Below are 25,790 nucleotides of genomic sequence, written 5' to 3'. Positions count from 1 at the left end.
TCGTTCCTGGGCTCAGCCCGGCTCTACCTGCCACCAGGTGGGCAGCAGGCGGCGGATCTCGGGTTGGGCGAAGCGTTCGTCCATCAGGTGCACCACGCCCCGGTCGCCCTGGGTGCGGATCACCCGGCCGGCGGCCTGCACCACCTTCTGCAGGCCGGGGTAGAGGTAGGTGTAGTCGTAACCGGCCTGGAAGATCGCACCCATGCGCTGCTTCAACTGCTCGTTCACCGGGTTGACCTGGGGCAGGCCGAGGGTGGCGATGAAGGCGCCGATCAGGCGTTCGCCGGGCAGGTCGATGCCTTCGCCGAAAGCCCCGCCAAGCACCGCGAAACCGATGCCGCGCCCGCCCTCGGCGAAGCGTTCGAGAAAGGCCGTGCGCGCGCCTTCGTCCATGCTCCGTGACTGGCTCCAGGCGGGAATGAAGGGGTGGCGCTCGGCGAACAGCGCGGCCACCTGCTCCAGGTACTGGTAGCTGCTGAAGAAGGCCAGGTAGTTGCCCGGGCGCTCGTGGTACTGGTCGGCCATCAGCTCGACGATGGGCTCCAGCGACTGCGCCCGGTGCTGGTAGCGGGTGGACAGGCGCCGCGCCACGCGTACCTGCAATTGCTCGGCGGCGAAGGGCGATTGCACCTCCAGCCAGGGCGTGTTGGCCGGCACCCCCAGCAGGTCGGCGTAGTAGCGGCGCGGGTTGAGGGTGGCGGAGAACAGCACTGTGGAACGGCTGCCGGCCAGGCGCGGGCCGAGGAAGGGCGCCGGCACCAGGTTGCGCAGGCACAGGGTGGAGCGGCTGCTCTTGCCCGCCTGGTATTTGCTCAGGTCGAACAGCGAATGGTGGTCGAACAGCTCGGCCATGCGGCCGAAATGCATGGCGTCGAAATAGAACGCCATCAGCTCCGGGTCCAGCGGCGCGCCGGGCTGTTCGGCGAGGTGGTCGGTGATGGCGGTGACTGCGCTCTGCAGGGCGCCGAGCAGCTTCTGCGGCGGCTCGTCGTAGGCCTGGTAATCCACCACCTGGGCCTTGTTCAGTTCGCTCCAGCTGCGCTGCACCCGCTCCAGGGGCTTCTTCAGCGGCGCCGGCACGCTCTTGCACAGAGCCTTCAACGCGCCCTGGCGCAGCTCGGCGGAGTACATGGCGCGGGCCCGCTCCACCAGGTTGTGGGCTTCGTCCACCAGCACGCCGACGCGCCACTGGTTGGCCTGGGTGAGGCCGAAGAGCAGGGCGCCGAGGTCGAAGTAGTAGTTGTAGTCGCCCACCACCAGGTCGCTCCAGCGGGCCATCTCCTGGCCCAGGTAGTAGGGGCAGACGTCATGGGCCAGGGCCACCTCGCGCAGGGCCGCGCGATCCAGCCAGCGACGCTCGGCGGCGGCCGCGCGGGCGGCTGGCAGGCGGTCGTAGAAGCCCCGCGCCAGCGGGCAGGCCTCGCCGTGGCAGGCGCTGCCGGGGTGCTCGCAGGCCTTGTCGCGGGCGGTGAGCTCCAGCACCCGCAGGGGCAGTTCATCGACGCTGTCGCGCAGGGTCGCCAGGCTGTGCAGGGCCAGCTGGCGCCCCGGTGTCTTGGCGGCGAGGAAGAAGATGCGCTCCAGGCGCTCGCCGCCCAGGGCCTTGAGCTGGGGGAACAGGGTGGCCAGGGTCTTGCCGATGCCGGTGGGTGCCTGGGCCAGCAGGCAGCAACCGGTGCTGGCGGCCTTGTACACCGCCTCGGCCAGTTCCCGCTGGCCGCTGCGGAACGCCGCGTGGGGGAAGCGCAACGCCTGCAGCGCCAGGTTGCGCACACCCTGGTGGGCCAGCTCCTGCTCGGCCCAGGCGATGAAGGCCCGGCACTGGGCCTCGAAGAAGGCGCGCAGCTCGGCGGCGCTGGCGCGCTCGGTGAACAGGGTTTCCTTCTGGCTGGCGACATCGAAATACACCAGGGCCAGTTCCACCTCGTCCAGGCCACGTTCCTGGCACAGCAGCCAGCCGTAGACACGCACCTGGGCCCAGTGCAGCTGGCGGTGGTTGGCCGGCTGGCGGGCCAGGTCGCCACGGTGGGTCTTCACCTCTTCCAGGCGGTTGCGCGCGGGGTCGTAGCCATCGGCACGGCCGCGCACCTTGAGGTTTCGGAACTCGCCGGCCAGGGCCACTTCGCTCTGGTAGCCCTCGCCACGGCGCGCGGCCACCAGGGCGTGGCCGGCCATGCCTTCGAGGGCGGTGGGGGCGGGGGTGAAGCGCAGGTCCAGGTCGCCGCACTTGGCGGTGAATTCGCAGAGCGCGCGCACCGCCACCTGGTAGCTCACGCCAGGGCGGCCTCGGTTTCGGCCCATTGCACGTAGCAGACGGTGACCGGCATCTGGTGCTCGGCGCAGAAGTCCAGCCAGCGCAGCTGGTTGTCCTGCAGGCGGTCGCCGGGGCCCTTCACCTCGATCATCTGGTAGCGCCGCTCCCCGGGCCAGAAGCGGATCAGGTCCGGCAGCCCGGCGCGGTTGGTCTTGATATCCAGCAGCAGGCGCTGGAACCACAGCTTCAGGTGTGCGGCGGGCAGGCACAGCAGGGCCTGTTCCAGCAGGGTTTCATCGAGCACGCCCCAGTAGACGAAGGGCGACTGCAGGCCGTATTTGGCCGCGTGGTTGCGGCGGATGGTGGCCTGCCAGGCGTCGCCATCCAGCTGCGCCAGGCAGGCGGCGAAGGCCTCGGCGCGGCGGGCGTGGAAGTCCGCCGCCAGCAGGTCCGCCGGTGCGGCGTGGAAGGGATGGAAGAAGGCGCCCGGCAGCGGCAGGAAGATCGCCTCCCAGCACAGCAGGCCGAACAGCGAGTTGATCAGGGTGTTCTCGACGTAATGCACCGGGCCCGGCTCGTCCGCCAGGTGCCGGGCGACGCTGTGCTCCACCGAGACGAAGTCCTCGCCCCGGGGCAGCTGCAGATCCAGCCGCAGCACCGGCGCCGGCTTGCGGGCCGCCGCCTTGGGCAGCCCCAGCTTGCGCTGCAGGCGCGGCAGGATGCGCGCCAGGTGCTGGCGCTCCTCCTCGCTGTGGGGGCCGGCGGCGAGGTCCAGGGCGAGGCGGTGGGCCTCGTCGAATTCGGCGGTCTTCTCCAGCACGCGGATACGGCGGATGCGCGCACCGGGGTAGCTGCACCCGGCGTAGATCTCCAGGGCCAGCGCCCATTCGCCCAGGCGCTCGCAGTGCTGGCCGAGCTGGAACAACAGGCGCGCGCGGCGGCTCTGCAACCAGGGGTTGTCGTGGGCTGGGGGAATGTCGGCGAGCACGTCGACGGGGGCTTCGCCGGCTTCAAAGCGTTCGCGGCACTGGTAGAGGTGCAGGTAGAAATCGATATCGGCGCGCTGGCGGAAGCCCCGGGAGGCGGCGTCCAGCTCGACCTTTTCGTACTGGTAGATGCCCAGGTCGGCGAGGACGAACTCGGACCAGTCCTGGGCCAGGTTGCCGAAGAACATCAGCCGCAGGCGGTCGCACAGGGCCATGAGCTGCAGGGCATAGATGCGCTCGTCCAGCGCCGGGCACCAGGCTTCCAGGGGCTGCGCCTCGGGGTACAGGGGTTGCAGCAGGGCAAGCTGGTCGGCCTTGCGCAGGGCCACGCGGCCCAGTTGCGTGCTGAAGCAGGCGGCGATCTCCGGCTTGCGCAGCAGGGCGAAGAGCTGCGCGAGCTCCAGCCTGGGCGCCGCATCCACCCAGCCCTGTGCCACCAGCGGCAGCATGGCTTCGCGGGTGGGGCCGATCTCGGCGTACTCCAGCTTGCTCTCGCGGAACAGCGTGCCCTTGCGCATCACCATGCGCACCAGCAGCGCCCGGGACGCCTTGGGCAGGCCGGCGAAGGCGACGATGAAGCCGCGTTCCTCGTCGTCCAGCAGGTCGTCATAGCGGGCGCCGATCCAGTCGAGCACGGCCTGGAAGTTGTTCAGGTAGTAGAAGGGATCGTCGAGGGCGCTGGGCATGGCGGAACGGCTTGGGTAAATGGCTGGCTATTTATACAGCTATCGACCCCTGCCGCCCAAGGGGATTTCGATCAGTGGGATGGCATCGGGCGCCACCCCACTTGGCTTCAGTAGAAGGCCACGGCTTTCAGCCGGTCCATCGAGTCGCCGAAGTGGTAGCTGAACGGACGACCCAGGGCGCCGGCCAGATGTTCACATTTCGATGCCAGGTCCATGTGGGTGTTGACGCCGACCTTGGCGTTCTCGTGTTCGACGCCCCCGACGGGGCCGATGACGAACTCGAACTGGTTCAGTTCGCGCTTGTTGCGAAGGGGAGTCGATCGGTCGGTCACGGCAGAGGTGACCAGGATCGTCTCCTGGCTCACCAGGGCCTCCATGGCCGGGTCTGCGAAGCGAATCTCCACCGGGATCTCGTCGTAGGAGTAAGGGGTGGAAAGGTTCAGCAGCATCATGTGGCGATAGGGGCTCCCTTCCTGCTCCGGTGCTTTCAAACCGATGAAGGGCAGGGCGGGGGCGAAGTGCGCCGTCACGTTGCAAACCGCCTCGCTCTGCATGCTCTGCGAGCCCTTGAGGGCCATGCCGACCAGGTCGGTCAAGCCGTAGGCCACGCTCAGGGATACGTGGTCGAGGCTGAAGTGAGCGTCGTACTCGCGAGGCAATTCGAGGGCCTCGGCGCGAGCTTTGGCCTCGGTGGGATCCATGGCGTCGGGGTGAATGGCCAGGTGCATGTCCAGCGAGGCGTTGCGGTCCTCGACGATGGCCTCGAGGGCGGCTTGCAGGGCCGTCTTCTGTGCCGGTTCCAGACCACCGAACAGCGGCTCGCTGAGCACCAGTTCCTGACTCAGGCTGCCGGCGACCCGAAAGGTGACCTTCTCCGGATCGATGCCCTGTGCATGAATCAGCGCTGACAATTGTTCGTGGTAGATCGGCAGGAGTTCGTCACCGAAAGTGGTATCGAGTACCGAGCGCTCGAAGGTGAGCGTGGCGAAATCACTGTCGCATCCACCGAGCAGGAGCGCGGCGGCAAGCAGTGACAGGGAGCGGGTGGTTCGGGGTGTGCTGGAGGTCATCGTGCGTCCTTGTTGATGGGCGGCGGTATTTCACCACAGGCCCTGCCCTGCGTGCATCGCTGCGTCCCGTCCTGCTGCCGGCGGTCAACGCCGACGCAGCAGGCCAATGAAGAACAGCCCGCCGATGGCTGCGGTGGCGATGCCGATGGGCAGGTCCTCGGGGGCGACCAGGGTGCGGGCGGCGACGTCGACCCAGACCAGGAACAGCGCGCCGAGCAGGGCGGCGACCGGCAGCAGGCGGCGGTGCTCGGCGCCCACCAGGCGCCGGGCCAGGTGCGGCAGCATCAGGCCGACGAAGCCGATGGCGCCGCTCAGGGCCACCAGCACCCCGGTGAGCAGCGAGGCGCAGACGAACACCTGCAGGCGTACGCGACGGGCGCTGAAGCCCAGGCTGACGGCGGTCTGCTCGCCGGCCATCAGGGCGTTGAGCCCGCGGGCCTGGGCGAGCAGCACGAGCAGGCCCAGGGCCAGGCACAGCGCCGGTGGCCAGAGCAGCTCCCAGCGCGCGGCGCCGAGGCCGCCGAGCATCCAGAACACCACCGAGCTGGCGGCGTGGTGGTCGCCAAGGAACAGCAGCAGGTTGACCAGCGCCATGCACAGGAAGGACACGGCGACGCCCGCCAGCAACAGGCGGTCGCTTTCCAGGCGGCCGTGGCGGCTGGCGATGGCCAGCACCAGCAGGGTGCTGCCCAGGGCGCCGATGAAGGCGGCTAGGGGCAGGCTGAGCACGCCGATGAATTCGCCCAGGTAGAGCAGCACCAGCACCGCGCCCAGGGCCGCGCCGGAGCTGACCCCCAGCAGGTGCGGATCGGCCAGCGGGTTGCGCGTGGCCGCCTGCAATGCGCCGCCCACCAAGGCCAGGCCGGCGCCCACCAGCGCGCCGAGCAGCACCCGGGGTGCGCGGATCAGCCAGACGATGTGTTCCTGGCCACGGCTCCAGTCGCCCGCAGCGCTCACGCCCAGGCGCTCGGCGAGGATGCCCCAGACGTGGGCCTGGGGCACCGCGGCCGGGCCGAAGCCCAGGGCGACGATGCAGGAGAGCGCCAGCGCCACGGCCAGGCCGAGCAGCAGCAGGCGGTAGGCGCCGGGCGTGCGCACCGGGCTCATGGCGTCTTCCCGGCGAAGCGTTCGGGGTGCAGGCCGGCGGCCAGGGTCTCGATGGCCTCGATGTTCTCCACCGAGGGGGTGACGGCGAGGTAGGGCAGGACCAGGAAGCGCTGCTCGCGGATCGCCTCGACCGATTGCAGGGCCGGGTGGGCCAGGAGGAAGTCGCGCTTCTGCTGCCAGCTGCGTTCGCCGTAGTCGACGATGAGGATCACCTGCGGGTCGCGCTCGACCACGGTTTCCCAGTTGACCTGGGTCCAGCTGGCGGCGAGGTCGTCCATCAGGTTGTGGCCGCCGGCGGCGTCGATGATCGCTTGGGGCATGCCCAGGCGGCCGGAGGTGAAGGGGCGGTCCTCGCCGCTGTCGTAGAGGAACACCCGGGGCGCCTCGCCACCGTTGGCCAGGCGCCTGGCCACCTCGGCCTGGCGCGTGCGCAGGGCGGCGACCAGGGCGGTGGCGCGGGCCTCGACGTCGAAGATGCGGCCGAGGTTGTCGAGGTCGCGGTAGAGGTCTTCCAGGCTCGCCGCCTCGCGGGGCATCACGTGGGCGCAGGATTCGCTCAGCTCGTACACCGGGATGCCCAGTGGCGCGAGGGTGGCCGGGGTGACCTCGCCGCCCACGCGCATGCCGTAGTTCCAGCCGGCGAAGAAGAAGTCGGCATCGACGTTGAGCAGCGTTTCGATGGAGGGGTATTTGCGCGCCAGCTCCGGCAGGTCGCCCAGGGCGGCCATCAGCCGGGCGTCCGGGGTCTTCCAGCCGCTGATGCCGCTGTAGCCGACCATGCGCGATTGCAGGCCGAGGGCGACCATCATGCCGGTGAGGTTGATGTCCTGGCTCACCGCCCGCTGCGGCGCGCGCTCGAACACCACCTGGCGGTCGCAGCTGGTGACGCGCAGCGGGTAGTCGGTGGCCTGGGCGAGGGGGGCCAGGAGCAGGGCGAGCAGGGCGATCGATGAAGGCTTCATGGGCTGATCCAGGTGATGCGCGGGTGGTCGGCGAGGGGGTGGCGGTCCACCAGCGCGTGCACGCCGAACACCTGTTGCAGCAGCTCGGCGGTGAGCACGTCGGTGGGCGTCCCGCTGGCCACCACGCGGCCTTGGTCGAGGACGTAGAGGCGGTCGCAGAAGGCCGCCGCCAGGTTGAGGTCGTGGAAGCTGGCCAGGGTGCTCAGGCGCAGGCGCCGCAGCTGGTGCAGCAGCTCCAGCTGGTAGCGCGGGTCGAGGTGGTTGGTGGGCTCGTCGAGCAGCAGCAGGCCGGGGCGCTGGACCAGGGCGCGGGCCAGCAGCACGCGCTGCTTCTCGCCGCCGGAGAGGCGGGCGAAGGGGTGCGCGTGGAAGCCGCCCATGCCCACGGTGGCCAGCGCCTCGGCGACCATCGCGGCGTCTTCGGCATCGTCGCCATCGAACAGGCCCTTGTGCGGCGAACGGCCCATGGCGACCACCTCGGCCACGGCGAGGCCGAAGTCCTGGGGGAATTCCTGCAGCACCACGGCGATGCGTTGCGCGCTCCAGCGCGGGGTGCGTCGCCAGAGGTCCTCGCCATCCAGCGCCACCCAGCCGGCGGCCGGGCGCTCGGCGCGGTAGGCGCAGCGCAGCAGGCTGGTCTTGCCGCTGCCGTTGGGGCCGATGAGGCCGACGAACTCGCCCTCGCGCACCTGCAGGTCGATGCCCTGCAGAAGCCAACGGGGGCGAGCGTCGGGAGCCCAGGCGAGGTCGCTGATGTTCAGTGAGGGCATGCCGGGCACTCCTTTCGCCGGATCAGAAGCTGTAGTCGGCGGTGACGAAGAACGAACGGGGCTGGCCCAGCAGCCATTGCTGGCCGCCGTTCTGCTGGGTGACGGCGTAGCGGCGGTCGAGCAGGTTGTTCAGCTCCAGCCCCAGGCGCGTGTCCGGCAGCACCTGCCAGCCGAGGTTGGCGTCGAGCACGGTGTAGCCGGGCACCTTCACGGTGTTGGCCGCGTCCGCATAGCGGGCATCGACGTAGCGCGCGCCGATGCCGGCGTCCAGGTCATGGCCGAGTGCCTTGCTGACCCAGAGGTTGGCGGTGCGCCGTGGCACGTCGGTGGGGCTGTTGCCGGACCGGGAGACCAGCTGGCCGCCGACGGATTCGTTGAAGTCGTCGTATTCCGCGCGCAGCACCGAGGCGTTGGCCGAGAGATGCCAGCCCTGTTCCAGGGCCAGTTCCAGGGTCGCTTCCAGGCCGTCGGAGGACTGCTGGCCGATCTGCTGGGTGGGGCGGGTCACCGATTCGCGGGAGAGCAGCTTCTTCTTGACGATGTGGTAGGCGGCCAGGGTCCATTCGCCGCGCCCGTCCCAGAACTGTTGCTTGAGGCCGAACTCGGTCTGCTTCGACTCGGTCAGGTCCATCTGTTGCTGGGTGGGGCTGAGGGTGATGAGGTTGCTGACGCCGTCCTCGCTGGTGGAGTACTGGCCATAGAAGGACAGCTGCGGGGTGGCGGCGAACACCAGGCCGGCGCGCCAGTTGCCGCCCTGGATGCTGCGGTCGTTGCGGCTGTTGGCACGCAGGTCGGTGCGGTCGACGTGGTTCTGGTCGCGGCGCAGGCCGGTGACCACGGACCAGCGCTCGCCGAACTGGGTGCGGTTCTCGGCGAACAGCGCGGCGGTGCGGGTTTCGCTGCGCGAGTGCGGGCGGTAGGCCGAGGCGCTCTGGTAGTAGCCGGGCGCGGGGTTCCAGGGGTCGACGTAGTCGCCGCCGATGTCGGTGTAGGGCGAGTTGTTCAGCAGGTCGAAGCGGATGCGGTTGAACTCGCCGCCGACCAGGGTGCGGCTGTCGAGGCCGAACAACGAGTGGTCGAAGGTGAAGGTCTGGCGGTCGCCGATCTGCTCCTGCTCGTGCTTGATGCGCAGGTTCTCGGCGCGCTCCAGCTGGCCCCGGCCGGCGTCCCAGGTGTAGGCCTCGGCGTTGCGCCAGTAGCGGCGGCTCTTGATGTGGTAGAGCTGGTTGCTGGCGCTGAAGCCTTCGCCGGGCGTCCAGTCGGTGACGAGCCGGGTCCACTGGTCGTTGTAGCGCAGCTCGGCGTTGTGCAGGTTGTAGTTCTTGTCTTTCAGGCTGTCCCGCAGGTGGCCGTCGATCAGCGGCGTGCCGAAGTAGTTCATCGGCTGCAGGTCGCCCTGGTCGTGGGCCAGGGTGAAGGCCAGTTCGTCGCTGGCCTGCCAGCGCAGGGCGGCGCTGAGGCCGAGGTTCTTCGAGTCGCCCCGGTCGATCCAGCCGTGGCTGGTCTCGCGGTTGAGGTTGAGGCGGTAGCTGAGGGTGTCGGTGAGCGAGCCGCCGCTGTCCAGCGCCATCTGCTGGCGGTCGTCGGAGCCATAGCCCAGGCGCAGGCGGTTGCGGATCTCGCCGTCGAAGGGCTTCTTCGGCACCACGTTGATCACCGCGCCCGTGGCGCCTTCGCCGTAGAGCACCGAGGCCGGGCCGCGGATCACGTCGATGCGCTCGACCATCCACGGGTCGGTGGGGAAGGTGGTGGTGCCCATGCCGGTGTAGAAGCGCGTGCCGTCGTACAGCTGCATCACCGAGGCGTGGCCGGTGAAGCCCCGGGCCGAGAGGGCGGTGCCGCCGTTGCCGGGGGTGCCGATATGGGTGATGCCGGGGCTGCGGGTCACGGCGTCCTGCACGGTGGCGTTGTTGCGAGCACGCACGTCGTCACCGCTGATGGCGCTGGTGCTGGCCGGGGTTTCCAGGGCGGACAGGCCCAGGCGCGAGCCGGCGGGCACGGGCGTGTCGAGGCGGATGACGGTGTCGTCCGCCTGGTCGGTGACGGCGGTGGCCGGCAGCGCCAGGGCGCCGTCTTCGGCGTGCAGGGAGAAGGAAATGGACAGCGCGAGCAGGCCGAGTGCGGCGCTCGCCGGAGCGTTGGAGCTGAAGGTACGGGACATGTCGTTCCTATCACGTCAGGAATGAATGGAGCCCGGAGGGAATGCAAAGGCGCGCGCGGGCGCGTGCACCCGTGCGAGAAACCGGCCCGTGCCCGCCCACCGCGGGTTTGCCTATCGATGCTCCAGGCCGGTCTCCGGGCTTGCGAGGATCACGCCGCATTCGCCTTCCCATGCCGTGGGCACAGTGGCGTATCGAATGCAGCGCTCGCTTACCGTTGCGGGGGCAGCGCCGGACTGGTCCTGATGGACGCACCGGCTTCCCGTTTCACCCCACGCACGACGGCGTGGGACACCTGGAACGGCGCGCATATGACCATCCGCGCGCCCGGGCGTCAACGTTGAAATCGTGCGCGGGATGGCGCAATCCCCCTTCCCAGAGCCGTAGCGACGTTGCCGGAATGCCTTCCTTATTGTCATATCAACAATGTTGATTTGAGATTCTGCGCTCACGTATCGTCCGTCCACGGGCTGCAGGGCGATTCCCTCGCAGGGCCGCCCGCCATCCCCCCGAAACCGCTCGCCGACCCCGGCAGAGCCAGGAGCCTCGAGATGACCGATACCCCGAACAGATCCATCCCTTCCGGCCTGCAGATCCTCCAGGCGGTGATCGACGGCAAGCTGCCCGCGCCCTCCATCGGCGAGACCATGGCGATGAAGGCGGTGGGCGTCGAGCCCGGTCGTATCTTCATCGAGGCGCGGCCGGATGTACGTCACCTCAACCCGGCGAACACCGTACACGGCGGTTTCGCCGCCACCTGCCTGGACGGTGCCGCGGGCCTGGCGCTGTTCACCACGCTGCCCGGCGATACGCGGTATTCGACGGTGGACCTGGGCGTGAAGTACCTGCGCCCGCTCAAGGCCGGCGAGGTGTACAGCGTGGAGGGCTGGGTGGTGGAGCGCACCCGCAGCCTGGCGTTCTGCGATGCCCATATCCGCGATGCCGCCGGCACGCTCTGTGCCCGCGCCACCACCACCTTCAGCGTGAGGGACTGAGCCATGCGCGAACTCATCGTCAAGGGCGCGGGGCGCCTGGCCTGGGAGGAGGCGCCGTCACCGGTGCTGGATTCGCCGCTGGCGGCGCTGGTGCGGCCCATCGCCTCGGCCTCCTGCGACCTCGACCGGCGCCTGATCGCCGGGCTGACGCCGTTCAAGCCGCCCTTCGCCCTGGGCCACGAATGCGTGGCCGAGGTGCTGGACGTGGGCGCGCAGGTGCGCACGGTCAAGCGCGGCGACCTGGTCTCGGTGCCCTGGAAGATCGCCTGCGGCACCTGCCGCCAATGCCTGGCCGGGCGCAGTACGGCCTGCACCGGCGTCGCCCGGCATGCGGCCTATGGCGTGCCGGCGGGCGGGCACTGGGGCGGGCTGTTCTCCGAGGTGGTGCGGGTGCCTTTCGCCGACGCCATGCTGGTGCCGCTGCCGCCAGGGCTGGACCCGGTGGCCGTGGCCAGCGCCAGCGACAACCTCACCGATGCCTGGGTGGCCACCAGCCGCCCGCTGGCGACGCGGGAGGAGGCGAAGGTGCTGGTGGTGGGCGGCACCGAGAGCCTGGGCATTCTCGCGGTGCAGATGGCCCGCGCCGCCGGAGCGGCCGAGGTGGATTACCTGGATGGCGACGGCTACCGCGACGACCTCGCCGTGCGCAGCGGCGCCACCTTGCGCAACGGCGCCGACGGCGCGCTGAACGAGCGCTATGACCTGGTGGTGTCCGCCACCCGCGACCCGCAGGCCCTGCGCACCGGCCTGCTGGCGCTGGCGCCGGGCGGGCATTGCTCGTGCATCGGCATCATCTTCGAGGACCCGGCCATCCCGCTGTTCGGCATGTACATGCGCGATGTCACCCTCTCGGTGGGCGCCTGCAGCGTGCGGCCGCACATCCCCAGGGTGCTGGAGCTGGTGGAGCAGGGGCATTGCGACCCCTTGCTGGTGAGCCCCAGCGTGGTGCCCTGGGAGGAAGCCACCGAGGCATTGATCCAGCCGCTGGCCAAGTGCATCGTGGTGCGCGAGCGCATCACCTCGGCGGGTTGATCAGTCGAGGCGGGCGGCCAGGGATTGCATGACCGAGTGCCAGGCGATCCGGCCGTCCGTGTCGGTGGTGTCCAGCGCGGCGCGGATGACCCGGCGTTCCAGGTCGGTGGCGCGGTGCTCCACATCGTGGCCTTCCGTGCTGAGGGAGAGGCGCTTGTAGCGGTGCTGTTCCGGGTCGCGCTGCTGGGTCACCAGGGCGCGTTCGAAGAGGTGGGTCAGCGGGCGGTGCAGTGCCTGCTTGCTGACCCCGAGGAGGGCGGCCAGTTCGCCGACGTTGATGCCATCGACGCGCCGGATCGCGTAGAGGATGCGGTGGTGCACACGCGACAGGCCGAGGGTTTCCAGGTAGGCGTCGGCGTCCACGGTGAGGCCGCGAAATCCGAAGTGCAGTAACTCCAGCGCGACATCCAGATCGTCCAGGCGTCTGATGTCGGCGGAGTCCAGTTTGATTTTCCTGTCGATGACCATGGGCAGCTCCCGGGCGCGATGGGCGGGGATGCTACCGGCGCCGCCGGTGGTGGTCCAGTTGCAACCACAGCGGATGCCGGCAACCAAGCCGGCCCGCACACAGGAGGAACTGCGTGATGAAACTGATCTATGCCGGAGCGTCGCCTTTCGCCCGCAAGGTCCGGGTGCTGGCCCTGGAGGCCGGGCTCGCCGCCGGCATCGAGATGCTCGACACCGCCGTACTGCCGATCAAGGAGAACGCCGAGGTCAACCGCGCCAACCCGCTGGGCAAGATCCCGGTACTGATCACCGCCGAGGGCGAGGCGCTGTTCGACAGCCGGGTGATCTGCGAATACCTCGACGCCTTGCAGAGCGGCGACGCCTTCTTTCCCCATGGCAGCGAGCGCTGGACCTGCCTGACCCGCGCGGCCCTGGCCGATGGCCTGATGGATGCCGCGCTGCTGGTGCGCTACGAGGGCGCCATCCGCCCCGAGGCGTTGCAGTGGCAGGAGTGGAAGGACGGCCAGCTGGGCAAGATCCACCGCGCGCTGCAGGCACTGGAAGCCATCGCCGGGCAGCTCCAGGGCCCGGTGGACATCGCCCAGATCGCCGTGGGCTGCGCCCTCGGCTACCTCGACTTCCGCTTCGCCGACCTGGGCTGGCGCAATGGCCACCCGGGGCTGGAACGCTTCTTCGCCGCCTTCTCCGAGCGTGAATCGATGAAGGCGACGGTGCCGGCCTGACACCGTTGCGTTGGGCCTCGCTGCGCTCGGCGCCAACCTACGGCGCGGCCCCAATCCCGCGCCGGGGCTGACCGTTGTGTAGGGTGGATGGCGCTTCATCATCCACCAGCGGAATCACATGGAAACCCGGAGCCCTCGTAGGTTGGGCTGAGGTACGAAGCCCAACGTCGCCAGGCCGGACATCGCTGCGTTGGGCCTCGCTGCGCTCGGCACCAACCTACGGCGCGGCCCCAACCCCGAGCCGGGGCTGACCGTTGTGTAGGGTGGATGGCGCTTCATCATCCACCAGCGGAATCACATGGAAACCCGGAGTTCTTGTAGGTCGGGTGCAACCCGACAATGACCGTGCATAGGCCCACGCGGGTTTCACCCGCCCTACGGGCTACGGTCTGCGCTCGACACCAACCTACGAAGCCGGGGTGTAGCCCGATCGCGAATGAATTCGCCCCACAGGTTCGGGGTCTGCCTAGGTGGTCGGCGGCGGGATCATGCCGTTGGCCTGCCAGCGCAGCACGGCGGGGCCGGTGAGGACGATGCGCACCAGGTCGGCCTGGCGGCTGGTGCCGGCCTTGGCGGCGGCGGATTTGAACTGGGCGCGCACGGTGTGCAGGGAGACCTGCTGGCGCTCGGCGTATTCCTGGGGCGTGAGGCCGTTGACCAGGGCCTCGGTGAGCCGCGCTTCGGCCGGGGTCATGCCGTAGATCGCGCGCAGCATCGGCGCCAGGGAGCCGATCACGGCGCCCGGGTCGCTGAGGAACACCACCACCGAACTGCGCTCGCCGAAGGGCGAGGCCCAACTGGGCAGGGGGGCGATCACGGCGTCCAACTGCGAACCTTCCAGCCCGCGCAGGCGCAGGGCGCCACCGCCATCGCCCGTGGCGCCCACGCCGGTGCGCAGGGCGCTGAACAGGCGTTGTTGCAGCAGGTTGTCGTCGGCAGCGTAGGTGGCCCGCAGGCTGTCGGCAGGGCCGAAGCGCAGCAGCCCGGAGCGGTTGGCCAGGCCGTGGGCCAGGCTGTTGGCGTGCAACACGCGGCCGCGATGGTCCAGCAGGATGATGCCGAAGGTGCTGGTCTCCAGCGCCGCCATCGAGGCCTGGGACAGCGCTTCCAGCCGGTGCAGCCGGCGGTGCAGGGCGAAGGCGGCCTGCAGGTGCGGCATCAGCGCGGAGATCACCTTCAGTTCTTCCTCGCGGAAGATGCCCACCCGCTCGGAGCGCACCACGGTGACGTTGAGCGAGCGGTCCTCGCGCTTGGACACCACCGCGGCGGATGAATAGAAGAAGTCCTGGTGGCGCAGCCAGTCGGCGTAGTACTCGGTGCGTTTGAGCTGGTCGTCCGGGAACAGGCTGGAGGAGGTGACCACATGGCCCTCGCCGTGCTTCAGCGGGTCTTCCATCCAGACGTTGCGCTGGCAGTAGTACTCGGCGAAGTCCGCCATCGCCTGGGCGTCGATGCCGGTGAAGGTGGCGATGGAGCCGGTGCTGTTGTCGATCTCGGCGCTGCGGTCGCTGAAGTCGTGGCCCCAGATCATCGCGGCGTGGGAGTCGAGGCGCGCGGCGAAGCCGGCGAGGAATGCATTCCAGCGGCCATTGTCCAGGGCCGCCTCATAGATGCTGGCGATCAGCGGGCCCAGGCCCAAGGGTTCAGAGACATCCATGCTTCTAACCTCGGTGCCGCTCGATATTGGCGAATGGCCATTATTCTTCAGCCGGCCGCGCCCGGTAAACAGGCGCATAGCCAATTCTGGTGATGTGCGCTGCCACAGGCTTCCCGGAGAATGCCGTCGGCCGTGGGCACCCTTGCCCGCGCCATCGACCAGACATGCTCCGCAGGGGAAGAAGGATGATCAGGAAAATTGCGCTTGGAATACTGATGCTGGCCGGGGTGGCGAATTTCGCCCAGGCGGATGAGGACATTTGCGAGGGCTGGACCCACAAGGCCTACCCGGTGCACATGGAGGCTTGCTCCTATCCGAACGGTGGCTCGGGCTACACCCGCATCACCAACAACGGCAGCACCGCCGCCGCCATCTGCTGGACCGTGGTGACCAACAGCGGCCGCGAGATCAACGGCTGCAACAGCAACATGGAAGCCGGGGAGACCAACGAGGCCGCCTGCGCCAGCTGTGGCCACAAGAACGGCGGCGTGCAGTACATCCTGCTGCAGAAGTACGAAGCGCACTGATCACGGCGCCAACACACCTCGCGCATTCTCGCGCAGTTCGGGCGACACCACGGCAGGCCCCCTCTCACGCTCCAGAGGTGGGCCCGCGTTGCCCGATTCTTTTCAGTGGCTGAGCCGCCTGCCTAGCAGGGTGAGCACCGGCCAACGCTGCTATTCCTTCTTCAGTCCGTCACCAGCGCCGCTGTACGTGCCTGGTGCGCCCGGGCGAGGCGGAACAGGCCGAAAGCGGCGATGGCGAAGGTGACGTTGAGGCCGATCATCGGCAGCGCGCTGTCGTTCTGCAGGGCGCTGAGCAGCAGGCCGGAGAAGGTGGCGCCGGCCATCTGGGCGAAGCCGATGAAGCCGGCGGCGAGCCCCGCCCGGGTCGGGTTGGGGATCACCGCGCCGGCCACCGAGCCGGGCAGCACCATGCCGGCGCCGAGGGTGAGCAGCATCTGCGGCAGCAGCAGGCCGGGCACCGAGGGGCCGGCGGCGAGCAGGATGGCGAGGGTGAGCAGCGCGCCCGTGGCCACCAGCGCGGTGCCGATGCCCACCAGGCGCGCCGGGCCCAGCTTCATGATGAGGCGGTTGCTGAGGATGGCGCCGGTGATCAACCCCGAGACGATGCCGCCGAAGACCAGCCCGTACTGGGTGGGGCTCAGGCCGAGCTGGCCGACGAACACCCGCGAGGAACCGGCGATCACGCAGAACATGGCGCCGTAGGTGCCGGCGATGGCGAAGGAGAAGGCACGCACCTCGGCCCCCTTGAGCAGTTCGCGGTAGTTGCCGGCGAGGGTGGCCAGGCGCCCGGCGAGTGGGTCCTTGGCCTGGTTGCTTTCGCGGTAGAGCAGGGTGCAGGCGAGCAGGGCGACGATGCCGATGATCACCGTGGCCACCACCACCGCCCGCCAGGAGCCGGCCTTGGCGGCGATCAGCCCGCCGATGACCGGCGACAGCATGATGGTACAGAGCATGCCGATCACGGTGATGGCCATGACCGGCCCGGCTTTTTCACGCCAGACGTCACGCACGATGGCCCGTGCCACCACTAGGGCGGCGCAGGCGCCGAGGCCCTGCAGGGCGCGGCCGGCGATGAACTCCGGCATGGAGTGGGCGAAGGCCATCCACAGCGAGGCCAGCACATAGGTGGCGACGCCCGCCAGCAGCACCGGCTTACGGCCGATGCGGTCCGACAGCGGGCCGAAGAACAGTTGGCCCACGCCGAAGGCGCCGACGAACACCGAGAGCGCCACCAGGGACGAGCCGGGCGCTGCCGCCAAGCCGTGCTCGATGGCGGCGAGGCTGGGCAGCAGCAGTTGGGTGGAGACCTCGCCCAGGCCGCAGAGGCCGACGAGCAGGGCGAGCAGCAGGCCGGAACGGCGGGTGGCGTCCATGGATGAGTCCTCCGGTGGGCGGCGGGGTTTGCGCACCAGCACCAGGGTGCAGAGTGCCGGCAGGAACAGCAGGGTGAGCAGGGTGCCGACCAGCACGCCGCCGATGAGCACGAAGGCCAGGGACGACCAGAACACCGAGAGCGTGAGCGGGATGAAGGCCAGCGCCGCCGCCAGGGCGGTGAGCACCACCGGGCGGGCGCGGCGCACCGTGGCTTCGATGATGGCCTCGCGCACCTCTTGGCCGGCCTCGCGGTTCTGGCGGATCTGGTCGGTGAAGATCAGCGTGTTGCGCATGAGGATGCCGCCGATGCCGATCAGGCCGAGGATGGCGTTGAAGCCGAAGGGCTGGTCGAACAGCAGCAGTGTGGGCACGGCGCCGATCAGCCCCAGGGGCGCGGTGGCGAAGACCATGAACATCACGCCGAAGGAGCGCACCTGGAACATGATCACCACCAGGGTCAGCAGGATCATGATGGGGAACAGCGCGGCCAGGGCCTTGTTGGCCTTGGCGCTTTCCTCCACCGGGCCGGCGATCTCCACCCGGTAGCCGGACGGCAGCTGTGCCAGCAGCGGCTGCAGGTCGCGCCACACGGCCATTTCCACGTCCGGTGGCTGGGTGCCGTCGACGATATCGGCACGCACCTCGAAGGTGATGTCGCGGTCGCGGCGCTTGAGAACCGGGTCCTCCATCACCGCCTGGAAGCGCCCCACCTGTTCCAGCGCCACGGACTGCCCGGCGGCGTTGGTCAGGGTCAGGTCGGCGAGGTTGCCGAGGTTTTCCCGCTGGTCATCCAGCGCCCGGGCGATGACCAGCACGTTGCGGGTGCCTTCGCGCACTTCGGTGACGTTGTTGCCGGTGAGCAGGGCGTTGACCTGGCTGCGCACCTGGTCCGGGGTGAAGCCGAGCAGGCGCAGGCGGTCCTGGTCCAGCACCAGGCGGTAGGCGCTGGTGCGCTCGCCCCAGTCGAGGAAGCTGTCGCGGGTCAGGGCGCTGGCGGCCACCACCTGGCGCACGTCTTCGGCGATGCCGCGCAGCACGTCGGCGTCCGGCCCGGCCACGCGGAACACCACGGGGAAGGGTACCGGCGGGCCGAACAGCAGCTGGGTGACGCGCACCCGTGCCGAGGGGAATTCACCGGCGGCGATGCGTTCGCGCATGCGCGCCTTGAGGGCGTCGCGGTCGTGGGCGCTGGCGGTCTGCACGATGAGCTTGGCGAAGGCCGGGTCCGGCAGCTCCGGGTTCAGCGAGAGGAAGAAGCGTGGTGCGCCGCCGCCGACATAGGCGTCCACCAGTTTGGTTTGCGGTTCTTCCAGCAGGGCGCTTTCCACCTGGGCCACCACCGCTTCGGTGGCCTTGAAGGCGCTGCCCGGCGGCATGTAGACCTCGAGGATCAGCTCGGAGCGGTCGGAGTTGGGGAAGAACTGCTTCTTCACCGCGCCCATGCCCAACACGCAGAGCACGAAGGCGCCGAGCACCAGGGCGGTGACCAGCCAACGGTGCTCGACGCAGGCGCTCACCAGGCGGCGCAGGCGTGCGTACCAGGGGCCGGCGTAGAGGGCGTCGTGGCCGCCGGGCACGGGAACGATGCGCGGCAGCATCTTCACCCCGAGGTAGGGCGTGAACACCACCGCCACCAGCCAGGAGGCGATCAGGGCGAAGCCGACGATCCAGAAGATGTTGCCGGCGTATTCCCCGGCGCCGGAGCGGGCGAAGCCCACCGGCAGGAAGCCGATGATGGTCACCAGGGTGCCGGTGAGCATGGGCGCGGCGGTGGAGCTCCAGGCGAAGGTGGCGGCCTTCATGCGGTCGAAGCCTTCCTCCAGCTTCACCACCATCATTTCGATGGCGATGATGGCGTCGTCCACCAGCAGGCCGAGGGAGAGGATCAGCGCGCCGAGGGTGATGCGGTCGAACTCGCGGCCGGTCATCAGCATGATCACGAAGACGATGGACAGCGTCAGCGGCACCGCCGCGGCCACCACCAGGCCGACGCGGAAGCCCAGGGCGAGCAGGCTGATGAGCATGACCACGGCCAGGGCGACGAAGAACTTGAGCATGAATTCGTCCACCGCCAGGCGGATGTTCTTCGCCTGGTCGGAGACCTTGTCGAAGCTGACGCCCAGGGGCAGGTCGGCGTGGATGCGGTCTTCCTCGGCCTGCAGGGTGCGGTCCAGGTCGAGGCCGTTGAAGTGCGGCTCCATGATCACCCCGAGCATCAGCGCCGGGTCGCCCTGGTGGCGGATGCGGTAGCTGGCCGGGTCTTCGTAGCCGCGGCTGACCGTGGCCACGTCGGCGATGCGCAGCACCTTGCCGCCGGCGGCGATGGGCACGTTCTCGATCAGCGCGAGGGTGTCGAAGGCGCCGTCGATGCGGATGTAGGCGCGCGGGCCGGCGGTTTCGACGAAGCCGGCGGGGGAGACGCCGTTCTGCGCGGCGAGGGCGGCGAAGATCTGCTCCGGCTTGATGCCGAGGGTGGCCAGGCGCTGGTAGGAGAACTCGACGAACACGCGCTGGGCCTGCTCGCCGAGGATATTGACCTTCTTCACCCCCGGCAGGCGCAGGAAGCCCTGGCGCAGGTCCTCGGCCATCTTCACCAGCTCGCGGTGGGGCAGGGCCTTGGCCTCCAGGGCATAGAGGGCGAAATAGACATCGGAGTATTCGTCGTTGAAGAACGGCCCCTGCACGCCACGGGGCAGGCGGGCGGCCTCGTCACTGAGCTTCTTGCGGGTCTGGTAGAACAGCTCCTGGATATCGCCGGGGCGGGTGGATTCGAGGAACTGCACCTTCATCGAGACGAAGCCGGGCTGGGCGATGGTTTCCACGCGGTCGTAGAAGTCCAGCTCCTGCAGGCGCTTCTCCAGGCGGTCGGCGACCTGTTCCTGCATCTCCCGCGCGGTGGCGCCGGGCCAGGTGGCGGTGACGGTCATGGTCTTGACGGTGAAGGAGGGGTCTTCGGCGCGGCCCAGCTTGCCGAAGGCGAAGACCCCGGAAAGGATCACCGCGATGATCAGGAACAGGGTCACCGCCGGGTTGCGTACGGCGATTTCGGAGAGGTTGAGGCCGCGCATCTCAGCGCACCTCGTCGTTCTGGCGGGCCAGCGCCAGGGCCTGGCCGGGCAGCAGGCGCACCTTGTCGCCCTCGTGCAGCAGGTGGGCGCCGAGGGCGACCACGCGCTGGCCGGCGCTGACGCCGCCTTCCAGCAGGGCGTATTCCTGGCCGAGGCGGGCGACCTTCACGGCGGCGAAGTGCACGCTGTCGTCTTCGCCTATGACCCAGACGCCGCTGCCCGAACCCGGGTTGTGCAGGGCGCCGATGGGCACCCGCAGCAGCTCGGCCTGCTCGCTCTGCAAGCGCACGGTGATGGTGGAACCGATGCTGAAGCGCTCGGCGGCGCCATCGAGGATGTAGCGGGCGCGGTAGGTGCGGGTGACCGGGTCGGCGGAGGCGGAGAGCTCGCGCAAGGTGGCTTTCACCGCCTGCTCGCGGGCATCGAAGGGGTAGGCGAGGGCATCGCTGCCGGCCAGGGCGCGCTGGGTTTCCGGCAGGTCGATCACCGCTTCGCGGGCGCCGTCGTGGGCCAGGCGGGCGACGATCTGCCCTTCGGCGACCACCTGGCCGCGCTCGACGCGCACGTCGGTGATGATGCCGTCGCCATCGGCCTTGAGGGTCGAGTAGCTGCGGCGGTTCTGCACCTGGCTGGCTTCGGAGCTGGCGGCGGCCAGTTCGGCCTCGGCGACCCGCAGGTTGGTGGCGGCCTGGTCGAACACCTGGCGCGACACGGCGCCGGTGGTGGACAGGCGGCGGTAGCGGCTTTCGTCGTCACGGGCCTGGCGCAGTTGCGCACGGGCGGCGCTGACGCGGTTGTTGGCGGCGCGCAGGGCCAGCTCGAAGTCCTCGATATCCAGCACCAGCAGGGTGTCGCCCTTGGCCACCCGGGCGCCGGGGTCGACGCGGCGCTCGATCACCTTGCCGCCGACGCGGAAGCCCAGGTCGCTCTCGGTGCGCGCCGCCACCACCCCGGTGTAGGCGGCCTGGTGGTGGCTGGCGCTTTCCACCTGGGCGGCCAGTACCGGGCGTGGCTGCGGGCCGCTGGCGGCGTTCCGGGTGTCGGCCTGGCTGTTGCAGCCGCCGATGGCCAGCAGTGCTGCCAGCAGGGCCAGGGGGCGGAGGTTCAGCGCGTGTCGGTTCATGGTCCTGCACTCTCGGGGATGCCTGCGATGTTTTAGATGATATGCGTAATATTATTCGTCGCATAGATGTCGTTCGTCATTTAATGAGGCGGCCGGCGGGGGCGGTTAGAATCGCCCGGTCACCGCCACGAGATGCCCCGATGCCCCTGCAGCCCGATGAACTCGCCAGCCTCAGCGCCACCACCCTGGACGACTACAACCAGAACGCCGAGGGCTTCCGCGAGAACACCCGCGACCATGATGTGAGCCAGAACATCGAGGCCCTGCTGCGGCATATCCACGGCGCGGCGCCGCTGGCCATCCTCGATTTCGGCTGCGGGCCGGGGCGCGACCTGCGCACCTTCCGCGCCCTGGGCCACACGCCGGTGGGGCTGGACGGCGCCGAGCGTTTCGTCGAGATGGCACGGGCGGATTCCGGGTGCGAGGTGTGGTTGCAGTCCTTCCTCGACCTGCAGTTGCCGGATGGGCGCTTCGATGGTGTGTTCGCCAATGCCACGCTGTTCCACGTGCCGGGGCAGGAGCTGCCGAGGGTGCTGCGCCAGCTGCACGCGACGCTGAAGCCGGGTGGGGTGCTGTTCAGCTCCAACCCGCGCGGGCAGAACCAGGAAGGCTGGAGCGGCAACCGCTACGGCGCCTGGCACGACTTCCCGGCCTGGAAGGCGCTGCTGGAGGCGGCGGGGTTCGAGGAGCTGGAGCATTACTACCGCCCGGCGGGCCTGCCGCGGGAGCAGCAGCCCTGGGTGGCGAGCGTGTGGCGCAGGAGCGGGACGGTGGCCCCGGACTGAAGCCCGGGCTACCACCGGGTGGAGCGGACCTACTTCGGCGCGGCGGTGGTGCGCAGGTAGGGCAGCTTGATGTCGATGCTGCCGTACTTCTCGCGGGCCTGGTCGTCATTGAGGGCGAGGGCGACGATCACGTCCTGGCCTTCGGTCCAGTTGGCCGGGGTGGCCAGGGGCACGTTGTAGGTCAGCTGCAGGGCGTCGAGGGCGCGCAGTACCTCGGCGAAGTTGCGGCCCACGGACATCGGGTAGGTCATGGACAGCTTGAGCTTCTTGTCCGGGCCGATGATGAACACCGAGCGCACGGTGGCGGTGTCGGCGGCGGTGCGGCCATCGGGCAGGTAGGCCTCCGCGGGCAGCATGTCGAAGGCCTTGGACACGGCCAGGGACTCGTCGGCGATGATCGGGAAGGTCGCGTTGGCGCCACAGAACGTCTCGATATCACCCTTCCACTTCTGGTGCGCCTGCACCCCGTCCACCGAGACGCCGATCACCTGGGTGCCGCGCTTGGCCCATTCGGCGGCCAGTTGCGCCACGGCGCCGAACTCGGTGGTGCACACCGGGGTGAAGTCCTTGGGATGGGAGAAGAGGATGGCCCAGTTGGAGCCGATCCAATCGTGGAAGCTGATGCTGCCCTGGTCGGTTTCGGCCTTGAAGTCAGGGACCGTATCGTTGATGCGCAATGCCATGGTGGTGTCCTCCTGAAGTGGATGGCGGGCGGGTCGTGGGTGAGCGTAGACGGCTTTCGTGACGACGCTAACCCGCTGACGCACGCCGCCGGCCGGGTCGGAGGAGCAGGTGTTTCAAGGGATGTATTCGCGCTCTTCGGGCAGCCTGCGCCGCGCCTCTTCCAGCTCTCCGGCCTGCACCAAGGCGTGGATGTCATGGGCCAGGCCGGTGACCTCGGAAATGCCCTGTATCCACTGCTCCACGTAGCGCCTTGAAGCCTCCGGGCCCAGGCCGATCTGGATCGCGCGGTGGGGCTGCGGTTCGAGGTGCAGGTTGCGTTCCGGGTCCCACTGGATGCGCACCGGCGAGGCGTTCTTGATGCGCTCCCATTCCTCCTTGCCCTGGCCCGGCTCCGGGTGGCTGGGGCAGCTGTTGGCCAGGGCCCAGGCGAAGCCTTCGTGGCTGATGTCGAGGGCGAGGATGCGATTCTGCCCGCTGTCCTTCAGGCCCCAGCCGGCGCGGTACATCATCCAGAGGAAGGAGGGTTTTATCCAGGTCATGCGCTCCAGCTTGAAGGGCGGCGAGACGAAGGTGCCGTGGGCCAGCGCGCTGTCGGCGATGGCATCGGAATAGGCCTGGTAGACGCGGAGGGTGCGGGCGTCGTAGTGGGCCCTGATCTGTTTCTGGGGGATGGCCTGCATGGATTCCTGCATTGGGATGAAGCGTGGGTGAGGGGGCGCGGCTCAGTAGAAGTCGTAGTAGAGCGCCCATTCGCCGCTGCTGCGGTGCTTCCAGAACATCAGGCTGCCGCTGTCCACGACGTTGAGGTTGATCTTGGCGTCGGAGGAGATCTGGAAGACGAATTCGAAGCCGTCGCCCGGGTCGATGCCGGACTGGCAGAAGGACGGGTAGCCGCCGATCTTGTGCGCGTAGCAGTGGCTGACGATGTCGTAGTAGCTGTCGATCGTGCCTTGGCGCTCCAGTTCGAGGATGCGGTCTTCCAGGTCCGCCGGCACGCCGCCGCCGTCCCATAGCGGGTAGTCCTCGTCCAGCCGTTCGGCCTTGAGCGGGAAGGGTTTGATGAAGGAAGCCGGCGCGGCCAGCTCCTTGCGCTCCAGCACCTCGTGGTGACCGTATTCACGGATGAGCCAGTGGGCGCCCATGGGCTCCAGCGGCTCGCCGAAATCGGCGGAGATGAACAGGGTCAGCACCTGTACATCCGCCAGCAGCGGGTGGTTGACCGGCAGGCTCGGCAGGTGGAACTGGGCCAGGGGCAGCATGGCGTCCCCGGCCGCGTTGCAGGGGATGCCTTCGTTGGGGCGGAACAGGAAGACCCGGCCCAGCCAGCTTTCGTCGTCGGCCTGGGTGGGGCGGAAGCCGCCAGCGGTGAACTGCGTGGCGGGGCGGGCCAACTGCTGGCGGATCGCCTGGATTTCATCGTTGTCGTGCATCTGTCGTCCCTGACCGGTGGGGAAAATCACGGCGCCTATTCTGCGGTGTCGGCGGCCGCTGCGCATCCCTCGGGGGTTGGGCGTCAGTCTTCGGCGTTCAGGTTGGCCTGCACCCGCGCCAGCAGGTCGAGCAACTGCTGGCATTCCGCCTGGCTGAAGCCGTCCACCGCCACCTGGTTGAGGCGTCGGCCCTGTTGGCGCACCGCCTGGTGGAGAGCCGTGCCGGCGGCGGTGGGGTAGAGCCGGATGCTGCGCTTGTCGGCCTCGTCGGCCTTGCCTTCCAGCAGCGCCTTGGCGCGCAACGCCTGGATCAGGCGGGCGATCTGCGCCTTGTCGCGCCCGGAGTGGGCCACCAGGTCGCTCTGGGTCGCCCCCGGATTGTGGGCGAAGAAGTTCAGCGCCTTGAATTCCATGTGGGCGAGGTCGTGGGCGCCGTCGCGCAGCGACCGGTATTGCCGGGCGCGGTAGAGGTGCATGACGGAGTGGATGGATTCGAAGACGTCTTCGGCTGTATCGGCGGTCATATGGTTGACAATATCAACTAGTGGTTTTTATGATCGTTGATGTTATCAACCATCCCTTGCGAGCAACAACCCATGGACCAACCCGTACAGACCCGCCGCGTGCAGCGCGTGCGCCACGAACTGCGCCGCCGCGAGCTGGACGTGCTCCGCGTTGAGCGCATCAGCCCGCATTTCATGAGCGTCACCTTCGGCGGTGACGAACTGGCGGACTTCGTTTCCGCCTCCTTCGATGACCACATCAAGTTCATGTTCGTGGACGAGCAGGGCGAACTCATCCGCCGCGACTACACGCCGCGCCACTTCGATCTTGAACGTCGCGAGCTGACCCTCGAATTCGCCCTGCACGGCGAGGGCGGCGCCTGCGAATGGGCCGAGCGCACGCAGCCGGGCGACTCCGCGCTGATCGGCGGTCCGCGCGGCTCGATGATCATCCCCCTGGATTACGACTGGCACCTGCTGGTGGGCGACTCCAGCGCCTTGCCGGCGATCCACCGCCGCCTGGAGGAGCTGCCGGCCGGCGCCCGCGTCACCGCCATCGTGCAGCTGGCCGAGGCCGACCGCCGCGATTTGCGCAGCGCCGCGAACCTCGACCTGCGCTGGGTGGATACGCAGGAGGAACTGGTCGCCGCCGTACAGGCCCTGCAGCTGCCGGCTGGCGAAGGCTACGCCTGGGGAGCCGGCGAGCACGGGATGATGACCCGCACCCGCGCCCTGCTGGTGGAGAAGGGGCAGCCGAAGGAGGCGATGCGCGTCGCGGCCTACTGGCGGCAGGGGTTCTCGGACCACCATGAGGACCTGGGGGACTGAGTTGGCGGCGCATCGATGGGTTTCGCTGCGCTCTACGCCATCCTACGGGTGCGGTGCGGTGCGGTGCGGTGCGGGTGCTGTGGCGCTTAGGCCATGGGCCAGTCGACGTTGTGCACTTCGGCGGTTAGGCGGTCGAGATTTTCCTCGTTGGCCGGCAGCACGAAGGCGGCGATCTGTTCGCGGTGTTCCGCGCTGTCGAAGACCTGCTGCCAGCCCACCCGCGTGCCGGTGCCCTCGAGCGTGAGGGTGATGGTGAGGAAGAAGTGGTGGTCGTCGGAGAGGTGTTCGATCAGCACCCGCCCGGGGGTGATCTCGCGGAACACGTTGTGGTTGGGGTAGTCGGTGCCATCGGGGCCATGCAGGGTGAAGCGCCAGGCGCCGTCGGGGCGGAATTCGAAGGTGTCGAAGGTGCTGCTGAAGCCGTTCGGGCCCCACCAGCGGGCGAGGTGCTCGGGGCTGGCGATGGCGCGGAATACCCGGGCCGGCGGTGCATCGATGAGCCGTGAGGTGGCGCATTCGCGATGGGCGGTGGGGGAGGCGGTGCTGCTCATTGGGGCGGGCCTTTCACTCGGTCGGGGCCGCCTGGTGGCCAGGCGGTCA

The 25,790-nt window shown here is 69.1% G+C and carries 22 protein-coding genes, 1 pseudogene and 1 riboswitch; of the genes and pseudogenes, 6 read left to right on the top strand and 17 right to left on the bottom strand.

The features are described from left to right. Positions 1-12: 12 nt before the first annotated feature. From RTW82_RS20325 to RTW82_RS20295, 7 genes are all read right to left on the bottom strand, one after another. Positions 13-2,301 carry an ATP-dependent DNA helicase gene (locus RTW82_RS20325; protein ID WP_316926250.1) on the bottom strand — a complete coding sequence of 763 codons (2,289 nt, stop codon included), beginning with the start codon at positions 2,299-2,301 and terminating at the stop codon, positions 13-15. Next, entirely contained in the window at positions 2,271-3,926 is a 1,656-nt protein-coding gene (locus RTW82_RS20320) for a VRR-NUC domain-containing protein (protein WP_316926249.1), read from the bottom strand. The genes RTW82_RS20325 and RTW82_RS20320 overlap by 31 nt, the downstream gene beginning before the upstream one ends. 107 nt (positions 3,927-4,033) lie before the next feature. Continuing rightward, complete coding sequence (locus RTW82_RS20315) at positions 4,034-4,996, bottom strand: hypothetical protein (protein ID WP_316926248.1); 963 nt, start codon at positions 4,994-4,996, stop codon at positions 4,034-4,036. An 84-nt stretch (positions 4,997-5,080) separates the two neighbouring features. After that, positions 5,081-6,103 carry an iron ABC transporter permease gene (locus RTW82_RS20310; RefSeq protein ID WP_316926247.1) on the bottom strand — a complete coding sequence of 341 codons (1,023 nt, stop codon included), beginning with the start codon at positions 6,101-6,103 and terminating at the stop codon, positions 5,081-5,083. Then, entirely contained in the window at positions 6,100-7,065 is a 966-nt protein-coding gene (locus RTW82_RS20305) for an ABC transporter substrate-binding protein (protein WP_316926246.1), read from the bottom strand. The genes RTW82_RS20310 and RTW82_RS20305 overlap by 4 nt, the downstream gene beginning before the upstream one ends. After that, positions 7,062-7,835 (bottom strand): ABC transporter ATP-binding protein, encoded by a 774-nt coding sequence (locus tag RTW82_RS20300; protein ID WP_316926245.1) that lies wholly within the window; start codon positions 7,833-7,835, stop codon positions 7,062-7,064. The genes RTW82_RS20305 and RTW82_RS20300 overlap by 4 nt, the downstream gene beginning before the upstream one ends. A 22-nt stretch (positions 7,836-7,857) precedes the next feature. After that, positions 7,858-9,996, bottom strand: coding sequence for a TonB-dependent receptor (locus tag RTW82_RS20295; protein WP_316926244.1), 2,139 nt, complete (start codon positions 9,994-9,996; stop codon positions 7,858-7,860). Between the two features lie 107 nt (positions 9,997-10,103). Then, positions 10,104-10,308: riboswitch (cobalamin riboswitch) on the bottom strand. A 237-nt stretch (positions 10,309-10,545) separates the two neighbouring features. On the opposite strand from RTW82_RS20295, the gene RTW82_RS20290 reads away from it, so the two are divergent. Both RTW82_RS20290 and RTW82_RS20285 read left to right on the top strand, forming a co-directional pair. Next, entirely contained in the window at positions 10,546-10,989 is a 444-nt protein-coding gene (locus RTW82_RS20290; protein WP_111263092.1) for a PaaI family thioesterase, read from the top strand. A gap of 3 nt (positions 10,990-10,992) precedes the next feature. Continuing rightward, a complete protein-coding gene (locus RTW82_RS20285) occupies positions 10,993-12,021 on the top strand; it encodes a zinc-dependent alcohol dehydrogenase (protein ID WP_316926243.1) in 1,029 nt (342 codons plus the stop codon). Here RTW82_RS20285 and RTW82_RS20280 read toward each other — a convergent pair whose 3' ends face one another. Beyond that, entirely contained in the window at positions 12,022-12,489 is a 468-nt protein-coding gene (locus RTW82_RS20280; RefSeq protein WP_043244173.1) for a MarR family winged helix-turn-helix transcriptional regulator, read from the bottom strand. A 116-nt stretch (positions 12,490-12,605) separates the two neighbouring features. On the opposite strand from RTW82_RS20280, the gene RTW82_RS20275 reads away from it, so the two are divergent. Further along, positions 12,606-13,211: a glutathione S-transferase gene (locus RTW82_RS20275; RefSeq protein ID WP_316926242.1), complete on the top strand. Its 606-nt coding sequence runs from the start codon at positions 12,606-12,608 to the stop codon at positions 13,209-13,211. A gap of 466 nt (positions 13,212-13,677) precedes the next feature. On the opposite strand, the gene RTW82_RS20270 is transcribed toward RTW82_RS20275, so the two are convergent. Next, on the bottom strand, positions 13,678-14,868 hold the full coding sequence (locus RTW82_RS20270) for a hypothetical protein (protein ID WP_316926241.1): 1,191 nt from the start codon (positions 14,866-14,868) through the stop codon (positions 13,678-13,680). A 185-nt stretch (positions 14,869-15,053) separates the two neighbouring features. On the opposite strand from RTW82_RS20270, the gene RTW82_RS20265 reads away from it, so the two are divergent. Continuing rightward, a complete protein-coding gene (locus RTW82_RS20265; RefSeq protein ID WP_316926240.1) occupies positions 15,054-15,395 on the top strand; it encodes a hypothetical protein in 342 nt (113 codons plus the stop codon). Positions 15,396-15,556: 161 nt separating this feature from the next. On the opposite strand, the gene RTW82_RS20260 is transcribed toward RTW82_RS20265, so the two are convergent. From RTW82_RS20260 to RTW82_RS20250, 3 genes and pseudogenes are all read right to left on the bottom strand, one after another. Beyond that, positions 15,557-16,768: a Bcr/CflA family efflux MFS transporter gene (locus tag RTW82_RS20260; protein WP_316926441.1), complete on the bottom strand. Its 1,212-nt coding sequence runs from the start codon at positions 16,766-16,768 to the stop codon at positions 15,557-15,559. An 18-nt stretch (positions 16,769-16,786) separates the two neighbouring features. Continuing rightward, positions 16,787-19,837 (bottom strand): annotated as a pseudogene (locus tag RTW82_RS20255) (efflux RND transporter permease subunit); the annotation flags it as partial. Position 19,838: 1 nt separating this feature from the next. Beyond that, complete coding sequence (locus RTW82_RS20250; RefSeq protein WP_316926239.1) at positions 19,839-20,960, bottom strand: efflux RND transporter periplasmic adaptor subunit; 1,122 nt, start codon at positions 20,958-20,960, stop codon at positions 19,839-19,841. Between the two features lie 140 nt (positions 20,961-21,100). On the opposite strand from RTW82_RS20250, the gene RTW82_RS20245 reads away from it, so the two are divergent. Then, positions 21,101-21,745 carry a class I SAM-dependent methyltransferase gene (locus RTW82_RS20245; protein WP_316926238.1) on the top strand — a complete coding sequence of 215 codons (645 nt, stop codon included), beginning with the start codon at positions 21,101-21,103 and terminating at the stop codon, positions 21,743-21,745. Positions 21,746-21,774: 29 nt separating this feature from the next. On the opposite strand, the gene RTW82_RS20240 is transcribed toward RTW82_RS20245, so the two are convergent. From RTW82_RS20240 to RTW82_RS20225, 4 genes are all read right to left on the bottom strand, one after another. Continuing rightward, positions 21,775-22,428 carry a peroxiredoxin gene (locus RTW82_RS20240; protein WP_316926237.1) on the bottom strand — a complete coding sequence of 218 codons (654 nt, stop codon included), beginning with the start codon at positions 22,426-22,428 and terminating at the stop codon, positions 21,775-21,777. Between the two features lie 114 nt (positions 22,429-22,542). Next, positions 22,543-23,109: a DUF4291 domain-containing protein gene (locus RTW82_RS20235; protein WP_316926236.1), complete on the bottom strand. Its 567-nt coding sequence runs from the start codon at positions 23,107-23,109 to the stop codon at positions 22,543-22,545. 42 nt (positions 23,110-23,151) lie between these two features. Next, positions 23,152-23,859, bottom strand: coding sequence for a DUF1963 domain-containing protein (locus RTW82_RS20230; RefSeq protein WP_316926235.1), 708 nt, complete (start codon positions 23,857-23,859; stop codon positions 23,152-23,154). Positions 23,860-23,942: 83 nt separating this feature from the next. Next, a complete protein-coding gene (locus RTW82_RS20225; protein ID WP_316926234.1) occupies positions 23,943-24,383 on the bottom strand; it encodes a MarR family winged helix-turn-helix transcriptional regulator in 441 nt (146 codons plus the stop codon). A gap of 72 nt (positions 24,384-24,455) precedes the next feature. Between RTW82_RS20225 and RTW82_RS20220 the strand changes: the two genes are divergently transcribed. Continuing rightward, positions 24,456-25,190 (top strand): siderophore-interacting protein, encoded by a 735-nt coding sequence (locus tag RTW82_RS20220; RefSeq protein ID WP_316926233.1) that lies wholly within the window; start codon positions 24,456-24,458, stop codon positions 25,188-25,190. An 86-nt stretch (positions 25,191-25,276) separates the two neighbouring features. Here the strand turns inward: RTW82_RS20220 and RTW82_RS20215 are convergent, their stop codons facing one another. After that, positions 25,277-25,741 carry an SRPBCC family protein gene (locus RTW82_RS20215; RefSeq protein WP_316926232.1) on the bottom strand — a complete coding sequence of 155 codons (465 nt, stop codon included), beginning with the start codon at positions 25,739-25,741 and terminating at the stop codon, positions 25,277-25,279. Positions 25,742-25,790: the final 49 nt, after the last annotated feature.

This window comes from Pseudomonas sp. zfem005 (assembly GCF_032621735.1).
Classification (GTDB): domain Bacteria; phylum Pseudomonadota; class Gammaproteobacteria; order Pseudomonadales; family Pseudomonadaceae; genus Metapseudomonas; species Metapseudomonas solani.
The sequence above is the reverse complement of the archived record's forward strand: the minus strand, read 5'-3'. Positions and strand labels throughout refer to the sequence as shown.